Source organism: Loktanella sp. M215 (assembly GCF_021735925.1).
Classification (GTDB): domain Bacteria; phylum Pseudomonadota; class Alphaproteobacteria; order Rhodobacterales; family Rhodobacteraceae; genus Loktanella.
This window is the reverse complement of sequence record NZ_WMEA01000004.1, coordinates 241,295-258,431: the sequence shown is the minus strand read 5'-3', so window position 1 is coordinate 258,431 and position 17,137 is coordinate 241,295. Positions and strand designations below refer to the sequence as shown.

The 17,137-nt window shown below is 61.0% G+C and carries 11 protein-coding genes; 6 read left to right on the top strand and 5 right to left on the bottom strand.

The window, feature by feature from the left end; genetic code table 11:
- Positions 1 to 23 precede the first annotated feature (23 nt).
- From GLR48_RS21325 to GLR48_RS21305, 5 genes are read right to left on the bottom strand one after another with little or no spacing between them, the layout of a single operon-like run.
- Positions 24 to 1,175, bottom strand: a complete 1,152-nt coding sequence (locus GLR48_RS21325) for a glycosyltransferase (RefSeq protein ID WP_237065305.1) — start codon at positions 1,173 to 1,175, stop codon at positions 24 to 26.
- Positions 1,175 to 1,951 carry a glycosyltransferase family 2 protein gene (locus GLR48_RS21320; RefSeq protein ID WP_237065303.1) on the bottom strand — a complete coding sequence of 259 codons (777 nt, stop codon included), beginning with the start codon at positions 1,949 to 1,951 and terminating at the stop codon, positions 1,175 to 1,177. Before GLR48_RS21320 ends, GLR48_RS21325 begins: the two co-directional genes overlap by 1 nt.
- Positions 1,929 to 2,216 (bottom strand): hypothetical protein, encoded by a 288-nt coding sequence (locus GLR48_RS21315; protein ID WP_237065301.1) that lies wholly within the window; start codon positions 2,214 to 2,216, stop codon positions 1,929 to 1,931. Before GLR48_RS21315 ends, GLR48_RS21320 begins: the two co-directional genes overlap by 23 nt.
- Positions 2,213 to 3,406, bottom strand: coding sequence for a glycosyltransferase (locus GLR48_RS21310; protein ID WP_237065299.1), 1,194 nt, complete (start codon positions 3,404 to 3,406; stop codon positions 2,213 to 2,215). The genes GLR48_RS21315 and GLR48_RS21310 overlap by 4 nt, the downstream gene beginning before the upstream one ends.
- A complete protein-coding gene (locus tag GLR48_RS21305; protein WP_237065291.1) occupies positions 3,403 to 5,487 on the bottom strand; it encodes an HAD-IIB family hydrolase in 2,085 nt (694 codons plus the stop codon). The genes GLR48_RS21310 and GLR48_RS21305 overlap by 4 nt, the downstream gene beginning before the upstream one ends.
- Positions 5,488 to 5,643: 156 nt before the next feature.
- Here GLR48_RS21305 and GLR48_RS21300 point away from each other — a divergent pair, with 156 nt between their 5' ends.
- The 6 genes from GLR48_RS21300 to glgB all read left to right on the top strand — a co-directional run bounded on the left by GLR48_RS21300 (position 5,644) and on the right by glgB (position 17,056).
- On the top strand, positions 5,644 to 6,462 hold the full coding sequence (locus GLR48_RS21300) for a sulfotransferase family protein (protein ID WP_336886665.1): 819 nt from the start codon (positions 5,644 to 5,646) through the stop codon (positions 6,460 to 6,462).
- A gap of 124 nt (positions 6,463 to 6,586) precedes the next feature.
- Complete coding sequence (locus GLR48_RS21295) at positions 6,587 to 6,976, top strand: hypothetical protein (protein ID WP_237065289.1); 390 nt, start codon at positions 6,587 to 6,589, stop codon at positions 6,974 to 6,976.
- A 462-nt stretch (positions 6,977 to 7,438) separates the two neighbouring features.
- Positions 7,439 to 9,178, top strand: a complete 1,740-nt coding sequence (treZ, locus tag GLR48_RS21290) for a malto-oligosyltrehalose trehalohydrolase (RefSeq protein ID WP_237065287.1) — start codon at positions 7,439 to 7,441, stop codon at positions 9,176 to 9,178.
- Between the two features lie 419 nt (positions 9,179 to 9,597).
- Positions 9,598 to 11,580 carry an alpha-1,4-glucan--maltose-1-phosphate maltosyltransferase gene (locus GLR48_RS21285; protein WP_237065285.1) on the top strand — a complete coding sequence of 661 codons (1,983 nt, stop codon included), beginning with the start codon at positions 9,598 to 9,600 and terminating at the stop codon, positions 11,578 to 11,580.
- Positions 11,580 to 14,864: a maltose alpha-D-glucosyltransferase gene (treS, locus tag GLR48_RS21280; protein ID WP_237065283.1), complete on the top strand. Its 3,285-nt coding sequence runs from the start codon at positions 11,580 to 11,582 to the stop codon at positions 14,862 to 14,864. The genes GLR48_RS21285 and treS overlap by 1 nt, the downstream gene beginning before the upstream one ends.
- On the top strand, positions 14,861 to 17,056 hold the full coding sequence (gene glgB, locus GLR48_RS21275; RefSeq protein WP_237065281.1) for a 1,4-alpha-glucan branching protein GlgB: 2,196 nt from the start codon (positions 14,861 to 14,863) through the stop codon (positions 17,054 to 17,056). Before treS ends, glgB begins: the two co-directional genes overlap by 4 nt.
- Positions 17,057 to 17,137 lie beyond the last annotated feature (81 nt).

Below are 17,137 nucleotides of genomic sequence, written 5' to 3'. Positions count from 1 at the left end.
CCTTGGCGTCCGGAGTAGCTTTGTCACGCATAAAGCAGATTTTCCGGGGATGCATCGATGGCCAACTCGATCAGCGGGAAGCTTACATCAGGCACATCCGACCGGGACGCACCTGCTATCGCTCTGACATAACTGTCCTCATATCCTTCGATCATGTGAGCCATCGCATAGCGCTCAAGCACCTGACGATAGGGCACCAATGGATCGATTGTCATGGCTCGCCGGAGCGCCATCGCCAAATCCGGCATCCGGTCTGGCGCGGCATAAATGCCTGCCGGCCCTATTACTTCTGGCGCGGCTCCCCTGGAGATCGCCGCAATTGGCAAACCCGTCGCCATAGCCTCGATCGCCGCCAGTCCAAAAGGCTCCTCCCAGCATGGCGTGAACAGCAGAACCGATGCGCCGCTGTAAGCCTGCGCTAGTGCCTTCCCATCCAGATGGCCGCCATAACGAACCGTCGCCCCCAGATAGGGTGCCACCGCGCGGTCGAAGTAGCTTTGGTCTTCAATCGTGCCATGGATCGTCAGCGGCACGCCTGCAAGCTGCGCGGCCTCGATGGCAAGATGCGTCCCCTTGGTTTCTGTGATCCGCCCCGCCCAGATCGCCGATCCGTCCCCGCCGGGAGCATAGGGCCATTGCGCCATGTCGATGCCATTATAGACGACCGTCGCCTCGGATGGTGGGCCCTCGGGCCACCAGACCTGCAACTGGCGATGGGACGTCACCGTGAACCGCGACCACGGCGCCGCCGTTTCATGGACCGCTCTACGCAACGCGTCGAACGGCGGAATATGCAGCGATGTCACCATCGGCAGCCGGTAAACCCGCGCGAGCCTGGGCGGATAGCGGTGCAGCGCATTGTTGTGTATCACGTCGAACCCGCCCTGCAGCAGCGCCTGCATGGCACGCGCGAATCCCGCGTCAACGTGACGGTTCAATATGTCGGTACCGTGAAAGTCGTGCCAAGGAAAGCGGCGGTCGTAATGTTCGGCCAGGACCGGGAATAGTTTGACCCCCGGCGGCAGGCCGGCGGCGCTGTCACCACTGGCGAACAATGTGACATCGTGACCTGCCTGAGCCAAGGCATCAGCCAGATGCCAGGAATGAGCTTCCATTCCGCCCATGAAGGGTGGGGCAATGGGGTGGCGGACATGGGAGACGACCGCGATCCGCATCACTCGGCCGCGACGCTGCGGGTTGACGGGGGGGTCAACAGGTCATCTTGATCGCGGTGCATCGCTGCGATGCGGTCCCTCATGCTTTCGTCTGTTGGGGCGAGACCCTGCTGCGTACGCTCGCGGTCCTCGAGAATACGGATAACGCGACCGGTTGCGGCATAGGGCATGTCCTCGGCCTGACGGCACAAAGCGAAGTCGTCGGCGTCGGGTTCACGCAGGATACGCAGTCCGGTGCGGCAATTCTCGATCAGGCCCATCATGCGGAAGGCGTGTAGCCAGTGTTCCATCGTGCGATGCCCCCATTTGCTCGCAAACAGTTCGCTGTTGCGGATCACTGAGGCAACGTGATGGATGGGTGGCATGCAGTGCTGGTGATACTGGTGGAACACCCTGGCGCCGCGGATCCACCAGATCGGCATCTGTATTTCTGACAAAGTGCGGCCAAAATCGGTATCCTCACCGCCATAGCCCTCGAACCGTTCATCAAAACCTCCGGCTCGGTCCCAGGCGTTGCGCGACATGGCAAAGTTCAACGACCAGAAGCAACGGTAGTCCGCGCAGGCGCGACGCGGCTCTTCTGGCGGTCCCTGCCGGTCCGAATGACGCACCGCGATGGCGTTGAAGGTTTCGTAGTCCCAGCCTGCAGCTGCCGCGCCGGCCGGCAGATACATAACCTCACCCATGAACAATCCATCGGCGGCGGTCATTTGTGTCGCGTAGTCTGCCACCAGCCGCGGCGCCGGGATGCAATCAACGTCGAGGAAGATCAGCATCTCGCCCACAGCTTTGGCCGCGACAGAATTGCGGGCCCGGGCCAGCGGCAGGGCGCCCCCCTTCGATCAAAACCTGACGTACCGGAAAGTCCGTGTCGGGCAGGTCGGTATAGAGGTCATTCTGCATGACACCGATGATCAGCTCGGCAGGTTGCCGGGTCTGCTGGGCCAAGCCTAAAATCACATTGCGCAAATGCTTGTCTCGCCCACGGGCGAGGGTCAAAACGGAAACGGGTGCATCGCTAGCGAGATGGGGTGCGGTCATGACAAAAACTCCTGTGTATCGGCCAATGGGGCGGTGCCGCCCTGCGCCTTGAATGAAGTGAAAGGTGTGGGCCAGAGACGCATGATCAGCGTCTCGATCCAGGCAGCGGTATGGGTTGCCGCGTTCTCATCGACGCAGGCAGTCTGCCGCGCCGGGTCATGGTTGTTCAGTGCGGCGGTCATTGCCGTGCGCCACTGCTGGACCGATGATGGCAGGCCCGAGACCGCATGGGCGACACCGGCGCGGTGCAGCACGCGGGCCTTTTCCACCTGCTCGTCGAAGTAACGCCATTCAGGCACGGCCACCCAAGGCTTGCCAGCTGCAAGGATATGCTGGCAGGTCGTGTTGCCCGTTGAAGCGACGATGCAGTCTGCCGCTGCCAGGTAATCCGGCACGTTATCGACCCATCCGTCATGGCGCAGATTGGGGGGCTCCGTCGCGTGCCAGTCGCGGGCGATCTGACCGACCGTGATCCATTGGCTGCGGGGTAAGGCTCGCGCACCCACGGCAATCGGGGCAGAGGGAAAGCCTGTGCCGCCCCCGCCAGACAGGACCAGCACCACGTTTTGCTGCGCGGTTATTCCCAGACGTTGCCGTGCCTCGTCCCGTACCGGCAAGGTGGTGTCCACCCCCAGTCCACCGGCAAACAGCGTCTTGGCCAACATGTCCCTGTCCCAGTCGTCCTGCGCCAGGCAAGCGGCACTGGGGACGAGCAATCCAGCGGCCCCGACGTAAGCGGCGCGGTGACCCGGATCGCTACGCAATCCGTGTTGCAACACCTTCACGTGCGGTACGGAACACAACCGTGCCAGCTGCGCTACTTCCGCAGAGACGTCACAGATCATCAACGCAGGGTTGGACGTCATGAACCAATGGGCCATCGTGCCCATAGCCTGCCGGATCCCGGGCCAGCCGAGAGGCGCACAGTGCACCGTATCAGGCTGCGCGGTGAAGTCATGCGCCGTCTCATGGCCGGTCGCCTCGAACATCGAGGGGATCCTGACCACTTCGGTACCTGCACGCAGGGGCGGAAAGATGTCGTCACGGGCGCAGAAGATTGTCACCGGCCGTTGCCGTGGCATGGCATTGACGATGGCGGCACACCGCTCGGCATGGCCCCGGCCCTGGTGGTGCACGAAATACCCGACGGGTGCCGTGGCAGGTGGGACCATTCCGGCGCGCACATTCATGACGCCACCCGCACCGGCTGCGAGCTGGACCCAAACAGATTTGTCGCCCGCGGCTGATCCAAGAGACCGAATGCGGCCAGACCCTCCAGCACCCCGGCGGCATGCGCGGCCCGCGCATGATAGACGTGTTTTTCCGCGCGCAGATGCCCGATCTCTGGCAAAGCGTTGCCGACGACGATGCCACGGCCACAGGCCATCAGCATGTCGACATCGTTGCCGCTGTCTCCGGCGGCGATTACATCTTGCGCCGTCAAACCAAAGCGCCTCGCAAGGAACGTCAGCGCCTTACCTTTCCCACCATTCACCGGCAGCACGTCAATAAGTTGCCCGTGGGAGACAATAACACGGGCCGCCAGACCAGCCTGTCGCAATCGCAAACGCAGGCGATCGGCGTCGGCCTCGGTGCCGTAGCATCCGAATTTCCACCGCCGCTGTTCTTCGTTGGCCTGCCAGGAGATGCCTGCATCACTAATGCAGGACCGTACTTTACCGTGCTGCCAGTCGCGGTCCAACATCGCGGCATACTCGCGGTCAAGCGTCCAGTGGCCCCGGGCATCGGTCTCGTGAATTTCTGTTCCGACGGCCGTGATGAACACGTCGGGCACGGGCAGGTTCCAGTCTGTCAGGACGCGCCGTGCTTCAATGATTGAGCGTCCAGTCGCGACGACAAAAAGGCCCCGTCGCTTACTGTGCCAGGCGTTAAAGGCTGCGGCCGCTGGGGCGGAACCGGTGAGCGTGTGGTCGATATCACTGCCAAAAATGTACGCGGGGCGCGATCCAACGACAGGAGGAGCGATCAAGGAGGCATAGACGCCGGTGACAGTTGCGGCCCAGATGTTCCAGTCGAAGGGCCACAGGTTTTCTTCTGCAGCTTGCGAATGAGCGTCCCAGGCGACCGGGTCACGCAGCAGTTCCAGCAGCGCTGCCTCTACCACCACGGGTTGCGTAGGGTCGATTACCCGCCCATGGCCAGTCCGCGCCAGGATATCCGGTGGGCCGCCACGGTTGCCCGCTATCACCGGCAATCCCTGACTTGCCGCCTCCAGCAGGGTTAATCCGAAGGGTTCGTGCAGCGCGAGGTTCACGAAGACACCTCGCGTCTGCCGCGCAAACGCATAAAGCGTCGCCACATCCCGCGGGTTATGCGCGGCTGGCAAGGCGACGTGGCCTTCCAGGCTGGGATGTGACAGGATCCTGTTCAGGCTGGCCCAGACTGCAGCCGTCTCGTCGCTTTCAATTACGTCGGACCCGTGTTGCCCCGCCAGTATCACCAGATTTGCCTGCGCCTGAAGTGCCGGGCTATCAACGTAGGTCTGCGCCAGCAGTTCGAGATTTTTGCGCCGGACCGGCCGCGCAATGGCAAGGATGATGGGACGGTCGCGCTGATCCAGATGTCCCGCCAACAGGTCGTGCGCCGGGCCGCGGTCAATGCTGGCTGCCCGCAGCAGATCAACACCCGGCCAGACGCGGTGCACCTTGCCGTCGATCTCAAGTCCGTAGCCGGAGACCTGACGCTCCGCCTCGTCCCGCGACGATACGACAATTGCATCGGCGGCGGTCAGCGCCGCCTTTTCCTTCGCGATCCGCGCCAATAGCAATGGACCAGCCGCCGCGTTCAGATGGGTTAGCTTATCAATGCCCAGAGAATGGGGGGTGTAGATAAATGGAATACCATAAGCTTCCTGTGCTGCAGCGGCGAGTATGGCAGCATCTGCAAAATGAGCATGGATCACGTCGGGGCGCAGGGCGGGGTCAGCGAGCAACGCAAGGAATGCCGCTTGCAAAGCCGGCAACTCCGCCGCCAGAGCTTCTTTTGCCAGATAGCTGCCATTCGATGTCTGCAGCCGGCGGATCGCCAATTTTGGCTGAACGGGTTGCCAAATTTGCTTATGATCCGCTCCTAAGTCAGGATCATCAAAGGCACGCGTCACGATTGTCACCGACGCCACGTCTGCCCGTGCCGCCTGTGCTGTCGCAGCGCCCAGAACGTAGGAGATATGGCCCCCTGTATCCTCTGTCACGCCGTAACGGACGTGTGGAGCGGTCAGACAGCCTCCCAAAGCGAGATGATAAATATGCATGTGCAATCCTCTAATGTCTGATAACGTCCCCCCCTCCCCCCGGTTCCGAAAAGAGAAATGTCGACAACGTTCTGGGGTGGCCCAATTAGTTACTTCTGAATTGATTCAGAGGTTTGCATTCAGGCCAGCGACCTGAAGTTTGATAATTTTCAACCAATGGATACGGAACAAATGTCTAGAGGGCACGCTCATCGCTATGTTTTTGTCGGGGGACTGCACAGGTCGGGCACCAGCCTCATTGCGCGTGACATTGGCAGCATTCCCGGTGTGGGTGCCATCACACAGGCTCCAGTGCCCGAAAACGAAGGTGCCTACCTGCAAGGCGCCATCCCTCATCACGCGCGCAGTGGTATCCCGATGCATTTTGCCACCGATTCGGAACAGCACATGACGGAGGATCACCCCCTTAACACCTGGGACACACGCCAGCGCCTGATGGCAGACTGGGATCCTTGGTTTCCACCTGACTGCGTGTGGCGCGTTGAAAAGTCTCCGGTAAATCTGACACGGATGCGTCTTCTGCAGCAGCTATTCCCTATGGCGCACTTCGTGGTGGTACTGCGTCATCCTGAAGCCGTGGCAGCCGCAGTTGCAAAATGGGTAGATAAGCCCACTACGGAATTGATTGATCATTGGTTGGACGCCTACGCTCAAGCAGAGCAGGATCTCACCTACCTCCACGCAGTCGTGGTGCTTCGCTACGAGGATCTCGTTCGCGACCCTGACCGCACGTTAGCTGGCATTGCTGCGTTCCTTGACTGCCCCGTGCCGTTGGGGCTGACCGAGCCTATGAAGAATGGCAACGCCGATTACCCGGACGCTGCCATCATGTCCGACGTTCAGGCTGTCAAAGCCGCAAAGTGGGGGTATGGAACAAATGGCAAAGTGGACCAAGCCTGGCGCATGCCGGTACGGCACCCTCTCCGCCATATCAGGGAAGGCACCGAGCGTCTGCTCAAGAGCAACGTTTATTGACGCACGATCTATGAAAGCAGTCAGTGAATGAGGCGAATTGCCGCAGCACTGCGACGAAAAGGTCTCCAACGCGTTGCCCATCTGAAACGCGTAAACGAAATATTGCAACCTCAGGAGACATTCAATGAACAGGTCATGGTTTGCCATCGTCGGAACACTCACGCTTCTCCAGGCAGGCTCAGCCTTTGCTCAACAAGGCAACAAGACGGGTGCTGGAAATCCATCGCTGAATTGCACGCAGTTTCTAGATCTTGAAGCTACTGCCCAGCAGAACGCAGTCGCCAATCTTATGACTGTAGGATCGAACGAAATGCCGCCTGCGGACGCGGGGGTCGATAGCGGGGATGTTGGAAACCTGACGTCTTCCGATGTGGCAGGACGGCCAAACGATGCGGCTATGGTGAAGGACAACAGTAACACTGGCGCTGACAATGCCGGCGTCGATGCTGAGGTCTCGCCGGACATGGTGCGTGCAATGGTCAACATTTGCAATAACAGCGTCGAACCATCCTAGCAGGATGGGAGTGCCCTGATAAACTAGCCTGTTTTTAAACTGTCGGCTGAGCATCCTGCGGCCGGGGCGTGTTGCCGAGAGCGAAATGGTTTAGGCGGTCCAAAGATCTGAAAAACCGGGTATATTCAGAGAATGTTTCTGCTCATAGATGACATTGACAGATCAACCAAACGGTCCGCTTCAAAATACGCATTTAATGCGCGATTTGTAGTTTTTCTTAATCCCTCGTCTGGCTGATAGGCGTTGCCTGTCTTCTTGTTGCACGCCAATTCGACCGCATAAAGCAATCAGGCGAAGATGACCTGCCATTGGTTTCCCGGCTCATTTTGTCGAAGGCGCTCGTATCACTAAAACGGTGGCACCGCAGACGTAGCTGCAACCTGTCCGGAGCGGTCACGGGGCTTTCTTCTGGAACATCTCTTCCTCTGATGAAGTTTGATTCAGCATTCAAAGGGGGATCAGATGTCGAATGGCCAGCCGCAATTTTGGGGCGCGACCCCGTTAAGTGATACCGACTGGTCGTTCGCGGTTTGGTCCCCTGATGCCACGGTTGCGCATGTCATCCTAGACGGCCGCCAAATGCCAATGGACAAGGCCGCAGACGGGACGTTCAGACTAACCCTCAGGGCTGCGGCGGGCATGGCCTACAGGTTTAGTATCGACGGCCAGACCGTGCCAGACCCTGCCGCCCGCCAGCAACAAGAAACCGTCCACGGGCCGTCCCTGCTGACGAGGATGCTGGCGTCCGGCGACCGGTGGACCGGGCGAGACTGGCGCGACAGCGTCATAGCAGAAGTTCATATCGGCACGTTCACGACAGAAGGCACCTTTGCCGCCGCCGCCGGCCGACTGGCGAATCTGGTCGCCTTAGGCATCAATACGGTAGAAGTGATGCCCATAGCCCAGTTTGCCGGCGCCCACGGCTGGGGTTACGACGGCGTACTGCATTATGCCCCTCATCCAAGCTATGGCACGCCCGACGACTTTGTTAATTTTATTAAGGTCGCTCATGATCTGGGCCTCTCAGTAATCCTCGACGTCGTCTATAACCATTTCGGACCTGAAGGCGCATATCTTGGCGAGATCTGCCCGGCGTTCTTCGACGCAAACCGCGCGACGCCGTGGGGGCCTGCGATCGATTTTACCCGGGCGCCCGTGCGCGAGTTCTTCATCCAGAACGCGATCATGTGGATCAGGGACTACGGCGTCGATGGCCTGCGGCTGGACGCCGTGCATCAATTGCAGGACCCCTCCACACCCGAGTTTCTGGCGGAATTGGCCAAGCGCCTTCGGGCGCTTGATCTGCCCCGCCCCTTACATCTGATTGCAGAGGATGAACGCAATCTGTCCCATCACCGCGACGCGGGCTTGACCGATGCGCAATGGAACGACGACTACCACCACAGCCTACATTGCTTGCTGACCGGAGAAGCCGAAGGCTATTACGCCCCCTTCTCCGTTGATCCCATTGGGGATCTTGCGATCGCGCTGACCGATGGCCACGTCGCACAGGGGCAGTCCCGGCAAGACGATCCGCATGACGGCCCGCCGCGCGGCGCACCCAGCGCCCACCTGCCGCCCGACGCCTTCGTCAACGCCAACCAGACGCACGACCAGATCGGCAACCGCGCGCTGGGTGAACGGCTGATTGCGCTCGCCGGGCCGGAGGCGATGCGGGTGGCGCATGCGCTGCTGCTGACCGCGCCCTTCGTGCCGATGCTGTTTCAAGGCGAGGAAGTAGGGGCGCGCACGCCGTTCCCCTTTTTTTGCGACTTTCAGGGCGATCTCGCTGATATCGTTCGCAAGGGCCGTCTGGCCGAGTTCTCGTCCTTTACGGGGTTCGGTGGTGACCTACCCGATCCGCTGGACCCCGCGACTTTTGCCAGCGCACGACCCTACAACACCTTACCCGAAGATGCCGACGACTGGCGCAATCTGACTGCCCGCCTACTGGCGTGGCGGTGCACACAGGTTCTGCCCCTTCTACACAGCGGCCAGACTGGGGCCAGTTCCCACGTCATCGGGTCGAAGGCACTGGCAGTCACCTGGTCCTTCGGCGCGGGGAAATTGCACAGCGTTGTGCAGTTGGGCCAAGCCGTGCCGCCGGATCTATGGCCAATCGATGGCGCAGGTTTGCAGCTCGGCGCTCCGACAAACGATTTTGCATTTTGCACATGGGTAACACAGCCAAAATTCCATTGACCGCAACCTTCCGTCTGCAACTGCGCGACCGCGTTACTGCTGTGGCGCAGGATCATCTGCAGCATCTGGTCCCGAACGGGATCAGGGACCTTTATCTGTCGCCGATCTTTCGGCGCAAGCAGGACCGACGCATGGCTATGCCGTAATTTACCCGAACAAAGTCCAGGCGAGCCTGGGCGGTAACGCGGGATTTAGCGCACTGTCCCAAGCGGCACGGGATGTGGGGATCGGACAACAGGCCAGCGAGCAATTCCTCCATCCTAAAGCGTCACGTCCAATAACCGGACATTGATCCCGTCTTCATCTCTCAGGCGTCGTTAAGACTGAATTGTCGCAATATAAACGGGCGAGCTAAGGAACGAACGATGTCTCACATCATTGATACTACGTAAAAAGCGATACTGAAAAGGTATAGACCCATGACATTGGATCCTCAGGCTTCCCGAAGTTCGCTGCAAAGTCTCGGAGCTTCGCGCATGGTTATCGAGGCTGTAAAGCCTGAGATCGATGCCGGAAGATTTGCTGCAAAGGCGGTGGTAGGCTGGCCCTTAGAGATTTCAGCCGATGTCTTCGGAGACGGTCACGAAGTCTTTGCGGCGGCGGTGCTGACCCGTGCGGACGGCCAAGCGGAGTGGACCGAAACGCGGATGCAGGCGTTGAAGAATGACCGCTGGCAGGCTGAGGTCACTTTCGACGCGCCCGGCCCACATACCTTTATGATCGCCGCTTGGCGTGACGTTTGGGGCACTTGGCGGCGCGATGCCGCGAAAAAGATCGCGGCCGGTCAGGATGTCTCAGTGGAGATCGAGGAAGCGCGTCTGATGATCGCCGACACGCCGGCGCAAGGCGCAGATGCCAAGGCGTTGACGGCGCTGGCGAAGGCGCTGAAGAGCAAGACCGCGGTGGATGTCGTGATGTCGGAGGAGACCGATGCGCTGATGCACCGCGCGGGTCCACGGGCCAATGCCTGCACCTACGATCACAAGGTTCCAGTCTGGGTCGATCACGAACGCGCTGCCTTCAGTGCGTGGTACGAGCTCTTTCCCCGTTCGACCGGCGCGGAAGGTAAGCACGGCACATTCCGTACCACCATCGACCGCCTGCCTTACGTCAAAGATCTGGGCTTCGACGTGCTTTACTTCCCGCCAATCCATCCGATCGGTTCGACCAACCGCAAGGGCAAAAACAACACCTTGGCCGCAGGCTCTGACGACGTTGGCTCGCCATATGCGATCGGATCGGATGAGGGTGGCAATTCGGCGGTGCATCCCGAGCTTGGCACACTGGACGACTTCGATGCGCTGGTCGCAGCTGCGACGGACTATAACCTCGAGATCGCGATGGACATCGCGCTGAACGCGTCGCCCGATCACCCCTGGATTGCGGAACACCCCGACTGGTTTGATCGCAGGCCCGACGGCACCATCAAATACGCGGAAAACCCGCCGAAGAAATACGAGGACATCGTCAATTTCCGCTACTATCTGGACGACGGCACACCGAACGCGCCCTTCTGGGAAGCGATCCGCGACATGTTCCTGTTCTGGGCCGGGCATGGCGTCTTGTGCTTTCGCGTCGACAACCCGCACACCAAGCCGTTTCCCTTCTGGGAATGGATCATCGCGGAGGTGCACGCCGTCCACCCCGGCGCGATCTTCCTGGCCGAAGCCTTCACCCGTCCCAAGGTGATGAAGAGGCTGGCGAAGGTGGGATTCAACCAGTCTTACAGCTACTACACCTGGCGCAACGACAAGGCTGAACTGACGGAATACCTGACGGAGCTGACGAACGAAGACTGCCGCCACTACATGCGGCCGAACTTCTTCGTCAACACGCCCGACATCAACCCGGTCTTCCTGCAGACCTCTGGCCGTCCGGGGTTCCGCACGCGGGCCATTCTGGCCGCGAGCCTTGCGGGCAACTGGGGCCTTTATTCGGGGTTCGAGCTCTGCGAGGCAGCGCCGTTGCCCGGGCGCGAGGAATACCTCGACAGCGAGAAGTACGAGTTGCGCCACCGCGACTATGACGCGCCCGGTCACATCAAGGACGACGTCCGCCTGATCAACCGCGTCCGGCGCGAACAGCCGGCGATGCGCGACTTCACCAACCTGCAGTTCGAAGTGGCCAACGACAACCGCGTGCTGGCCTACGCGCGCCACGATGCCGAAACCGGCAACTTCGTCCTGTTCCACGTCCTGATCGACCCCTACGCCCCGGCCGAGTTCACCTTCGAGATTCCGCTCTGGAAGTTTGGGCTGGACGACAACGCCTCGATCGAGGTCGAGGATCTGGTCAAGGGCAACCGTTTCACCTGGCACGGCAAGTACCAGACCCTGCACCTCGACCCTGAGTCCCGTCCTTACGCAATTTGGCGCCTGATCGCGCCGGGAGAACCCCGCTGATGACTACCAAGACCGATATGCCCGCCGCCGACGCTACCGTTTTCGACTGGTACAAGGACGCGATCATCTACCAATTGCACGTCAAAGCGTTTCAGGACAGCAATGGGGACGGTATCGGCGATTTCGCTGGCCTGATGCAGCGGCTTGACTACGTGCAGGAGCTTGGGGTCAACACGATCTGGATCCTGCCGTTCTATCCGTCGCCCCTGCGCGATGACGGCTATGACATTGCGGAATTCAAAGAAGTAAACCCGCAATACGGCACAATGGACGATTTTCAGGCCTTCGTGGACGAGGCGCACCGCCGCGGGCTGAAAGTCGTAACCGAACTTGTTATCAACCACACCAGCGACCAGCACGACTGGTTCCAGCGTGCCCGCCGCGCGCCTAAAGGCAGTCCCGAGCGGGATTTCTACGTCTGGACCGACGATCCGACGCAGTGGATGGACAAGACTCGCGTCATCTTCAATGACACCCACGACAGCAACTGGTCTTGGGATCCGGTGGCGGAACAGTTCTACTGGCACCGCTTCTTCGACCACCAGCCCGACCTGAACTTCGACAACCCCAAGGTTCTGGAGGCGGTGCTGGACGTCATGCACTTCTGGCTGGACAAGGGCGTCGATGGGCTGCGGCTTGACGCGATCCCCTATCTGGTGGAACGCGACGGCACCAACAATGAGAACCTGCCCGAGACTCACGACATTCTTAAGGCCATTCGCGCTGACCTCGATCAGCATTACGAAAACCGGATGCTGCTGGCCGAGGCGAACCAGTGGCCCGAGGACACCCGCCCCTATTTTGGCGACGACGACGAATGTCACATGGGGTTCCACTTTCCCCTGATGCCGCGCATGTACATGGCCGTAGCACAGGAAGACCGTCACGCGATCACCGACATCATTCGGCAGACGCCGGAAATTCCCGAGAACTGCCAGTGGGCGATCTTCCTGCGTAACCATGATGAGCTGACGCTGGAAATGGTCACCGACCGCGAGCGGGACTACCTGTGGGACACCTACGCCGCCGACAAGCGCGCGCGGATCAACATGGGGATCCGCCGTCGTCTGGCGCCCCTGATGCAGAACGACCGGCGCAAGATCGAATTGCTGAACTCGCTGCTGATGTCGATGCCAGGCACACCAGTGCTGTATTACGGCGACGAGATCGGGATGGGCGACAACTACTACCTCGGCGACCGCGACGGTGTGCGCACGCCGATGCAGTGGTCTGCCGATCGCAACGCCGGCTTCAGTCGCGCTAGCCCACAGCGGCTCTATCTCCCGACAATTCAAGACGAGACCTACGGCTACCAAGCGATCAACGTCGAGGCTCAGCAAGCCTCGCCATCGTCCTACCTGCACTGGATCAAGCGGATGCTGGCGGTTCGGCTGAAGCACTCCACCTTTGGGCGGGGCGAGATCGACATCCTCTATCCGCAGAACCGCAAGATCCTGGCCTATATCCGCCGCACCGGCACGCTGGGCGAGGAAGGATCCGTCGCGATGCTTTGCGTCGCGAACCTGTCGCGGTCCGCGCAGGCGGCCGAACTGGATCTGTCCGCCTTTGCCGGTCGGGTCCCCGTGGAGCTGTCGGGTCAGTCCGCCTTTCCGCCGATCGGCGACCTGCCCTATCTGCTGACGCTGCCGGCCTACGGTTTTTACTGGTTCGAACTCGCCGACAGCGATCAGGCGCCGTCCTGGCACGCGCCGGTCGCAGGCACGCTGCCCGACTTCCTGACCCTGACGACCCGCGACGGGCGGCTGTCCACGGCGCTGGATGGGCGCGAAGGGCGCGACTTTGTCAAGTCCACCCTGCCGCAGTACCTGTCCCTGCAACGCTGGTTCGCCGGCAAAGGCGAGCGGACCGGTGCCGTGACCCTGCGCCAACTGGGCGAGCTGTCGGACGGCAAACATTTGCTGTCCATCGCCGACGTAGAGATCGGAGGCGACATGCAGTCCTATTTCCTCCCCCTCTCTGCCGTCTGGCGCGAAGAGGCGCTGACCCTCGGCCCGCGCCTGCCAAACACGCTGGCCAAGCTGCGGCGCACTAATCGTGTCGGCGCCCTGATGGACGGAGCGGTTGACGAGGAGATGAGCATCGCCATGCTGGACGCGATGCGCAGCGGTCAGGACATGACTCAGGGCGATGCCACCTTAAGGTTTACCCGGTCGGACCGGCTGGACGAGGTGGACACCGACACGGACGTACGCCTGCTACCGGGGGAGCAATCCAACGCCTCCATCGCCTTCGGCGACCAGATCGTCCTGAAGCTCTATCGCCGACTGCGCAGCGGTGTGCAGCCGGATATCGAGATCGCCCGCTTCCTAACGGATGAGACCGACTTCAAGAACGCCCCTGCGCTGCTGGGGACCGTGGACCTCACCGATGCCGACGGTGCCGTCACGACGCTGGCGGCGGCACTGGAGTTCGTGCGCAATCAAGGTGACGCCTGGGCCTTTATCACCGCAGCCCTCGACCGTGATTTGCAGGCGAGAGAGGTTCAGCCGGTCGAGGAGCAGGAAGGCACCCTCATGGGCGGAACACTTGATCTTGGCACCGTGCTGGGCAAGCGGACTGCTGAACTGCACCTCGCCCTCGGCAGCGGGTCCGGCGAATTTTCGAGCGAGCCGCTGACGCGCGACGACATCGCGGCGCTGGTCGACGAGACCGAGGCCGAGGTCGCGACGCTGATGAACAACCTGAGCGCCACCACCCTGACCGGCGACGCACAGACACTGGCGGATGATTTGCTGTCCCGCCGAGACGATATCGCCGGTCGCTTTGCCGCGTTGCGGGGCATGGACCCCTCTGGCGCGCGCATCCGCATCCATGGCGACTATCACTTGGGACAGGTGCTCGTGTCGCAGAACGATGTCATCCTGATCGACTTTGAGGGTGAACCGACCCGTCCTCTGCACGAGCGTCGCGTCAAGACCTCTCCCCTGCGCGACGTGGCGGGCATGTTGCGGTCCTTCGACTATGCGACGTGGGACGTGCTGCACCGGCGCGTCGATGCGGGATCAAACCGGGAATGGGTGCGTGACCAGATCATCGGCTGGCGCGACGCGACCTCTGCCGCGTTCCTCAGCGCTTATCGCAACACCATGGGCGACAGCCCCATACATCCTGGCACCAGTGACGTGGAACGCGCATTGCTCGACCTCTTCCTGATCCGCAAGGCGGCTTATGAAGTGGGATACGAACGTGCTATGCGGCCTGCGTGGATCGAAACGCCTCTGCATGGCCTCCTCGACATCCTGAACGGAAAGGACGCGGCATGATCGCCACATCTTTCGACGACCAGATGGAATCCATTTTGCGGGGCCGCCACGGCGACCCCTTCAGCTTCCTCGGCATGTCCGAGACGGACAAGACCGTGACCGTCAACGTCTTCGCCCCTGACGCAGGCGAGGTCTGGGTGACGGACGCCAAGGGGCGCGATGTCGCACAGTTGCAGAAGGTCCACGCGGAGGGGTTCTTCTCCTCCGTCATCCCCGGGAAGAAGAAGCGGTTCGATTACCGCCTGCGGATGCAAGCGGGCGACCACTCTTGGATCCGTGACGACCCCTACCGGTTCGGCCCTGTATTGGGAGAGCTGGACGAATACCTGCTGGGCGAAGGGCGTCACGAAGAGCTCTACACAAAGCTGGGTGCGCATCCGGTCCAGCACGAAGGGGTCGCGGGGACGACCTTTGCCGTCTGGGCGCCGAATGCCCGGCGTGTCAGCGTGGTCGGCACGTTCAATGCCTGGGACGGACGGCGGCACCCGATGCGGCGGCGCGGTGCCTCCGGCGTGTGGGAGTTGTTCATTCCCGAAGTCGCTCGCGGCGATACCTACAAGTACGAAATCCTTGGCGTTTACGGTCAGCTGCAACCGCTAAAATCCGATCCCGTCGGGTTCCACGCCGAACAGTCGCCGGGCACGGCGTCCATCGTCGAAGGCCGGGTCCGCCACACCTGGACGGACGATGGCTGGATGGCCGGTCGCCCGAAGGACCTGCGCGACAAGCCGGTCTCGATCTACGAGGTGCATCCCAGCAGCTGGCGGCGCGGCGACGGCGATACCATTCTCGACTATGCGACGATGGGCGATCTGCTGATCGACTACGTGACCGAGATGGGCTTTACCCACGTCGAATTCCTGCCGCTGTCCGAACATCCGTTCACCGGGTCATGGGGCTATCAGCCGATCGGCATGTACGCGCCCACCTCGCGTTTCGGCACGCCGGAACAGTTCGTGCAGATGGTCGACAAGCTGCACGGTGTCGACATCGGCGTCATCGTCGACTGGGTCCCGGCGCATTTTCCGTCCGACGCACACGGGCTGGCGCAGTTCGACGGCACTGCGCTTTATGAACATGCCGACCCGCGCCAGGGGTTTCACAAGGACTGGAACACCCTAATCTATAATTTCGGCCGCCGCGAGGTTGCAAATTTCTTGCGTTCATCAGCGATCTACTGGTTGAAGGACCTGCACGTCGACGCGCTGCGGGTCGATGCCGTAGCTTCAATGCTCTATCTCGACTATTCCCGCGACGATGGTGAGTGGATCCCCAATGCCTACGGTGGGCGCGAGAACCTCGATGCCATCGATTTCCTGCGCGGCACGAATGCACAAGTAGAACAGGTCACGTCGGGGGCCGCGACGATTGCCGAGGAAAGCACCGCCTTCCCGGGTGTCAGCCGCCCGGCCAACGAGGGCGGGCTGGGATTTGCCTTCAAATGGAACATGGGCTGGATGCACGACACGCTGCAGTATATGTCCGAGGATCCGATCAACCGGAAGTACTACCACGACAAGATGACATTCGGGCTGGTCTATGCGTTTTCAGAAAACTTTGTCTTGCCGCTCAGCCATGACGAGGTCGTCCACGGCAAGGGCTCGATGCTGGGCAAGATGCCTGGCGACCGCTGGCAGCAGTTCGCCAACCTACGGGCCTACTATGGCTTTATGTGGGGGCATCCGGGAAAGAAGCTGCTCTTCATGGGCGGCGAATTCGGGCAAGAGCGGGAGTGGAACCACGACCGCAGCCTTGATTGGCACCTCCTGGACGATCCGGCCCACGACGGCGTGCGCCGCCTGATCGCAGACCTGAACGCGCTGTATCGCCGCGAAGGTTCCCTGCATGAGCGCGACTGCGACCCTGCCGGCTTTCAATGGATCGACGGCGGCAACAAGGACGACAATGTCTTCAGTTTCATCCGTTTCGGACACGAGGGTACTGAACCGATCATCGCGATCTGCAACATGGCGCCGGTCGTGCGCGAGCAGTACGACACCGGCGTGCCCTCGTCCGGTGTTTGGCGGGAGGTTCTGAACACCGATGCCTCCGGATACGGCGGAAGCGGCGCAGGAAACCCTGTTCCTTTGCCTACCGTTGATGAGGAAATGCACGGTCAGCCCGCGCGGATCTGCGTGACACTTCCGCCTCTGGCGACCGTATTCCTGAAAGGAACTTCTTTATCATCGTAAGTGTTAGAATTGTAATACGGCACGCTATAATCAGGCAGCCGACGTGGATTACATATTTATGCGGGATCAGAGATGAGCGCT

Excerpts from the sequence above, each read along its gene's own strand:
- treZ (WP_237065287.1), top strand. The coding sequence starts at position 7,439 with ATGTCGAATGGCCAGCCGCAATTTTGGGGCGCGACCCCGTTAAGTGAT.
- GLR48_RS21300 (WP_336886665.1), top strand. The coding sequence starts at position 5,644 with ATGGATACGGAACAAATGTCTAGAGGGCACGCTCATCGCTATGTTTTT.
- GLR48_RS21305 (WP_237065291.1), bottom strand. The coding sequence starts at position 5,487 with ATGCATATTTATCATCTCGCTTTGGGAGGCTGTCTGACCGCTCCACAC.
- GLR48_RS21320 (WP_237065303.1), bottom strand. The coding sequence starts at position 1,951 with ATGCTGATCTTCCTCGACGTTGATTGCATCCCGGCGCCGCGGCTGGTG.
- GLR48_RS21285 (WP_237065285.1), top strand. The coding sequence starts at position 9,598 with ATGACATTGGATCCTCAGGCTTCCCGAAGTTCGCTGCAAAGTCTCGGA.
- GLR48_RS21310 (WP_237065299.1), bottom strand. The coding sequence starts at position 3,406 with ATGAATGTGCGCGCCGGAATGGTCCCACCTGCCACGGCACCCGTCGGG.
- glgB (WP_237065281.1), top strand. The coding sequence starts at position 14,861 with ATGATCGCCACATCTTTCGACGACCAGATGGAATCCATTTTGCGGGGC.
- treS (WP_237065283.1), top strand. The coding sequence starts at position 11,580 with ATGACTACCAAGACCGATATGCCCGCCGCCGACGCTACCGTTTTCGAC.
- GLR48_RS21315 (WP_237065301.1), bottom strand. The coding sequence starts at position 2,216 with ATGACCGCACCCCATCTCGCTAGCGATGCACCCGTTTCCGTTTTGACC.
- GLR48_RS21325 (WP_237065305.1), bottom strand. The coding sequence starts at position 1,175 with ATGCGGATCGCGGTCGTCTCCCATGTCCGCCACCCCATTGCCCCACCC.
- GLR48_RS21295 (WP_237065289.1), top strand. The coding sequence starts at position 6,587 with ATGAACAGGTCATGGTTTGCCATCGTCGGAACACTCACGCTTCTCCAG.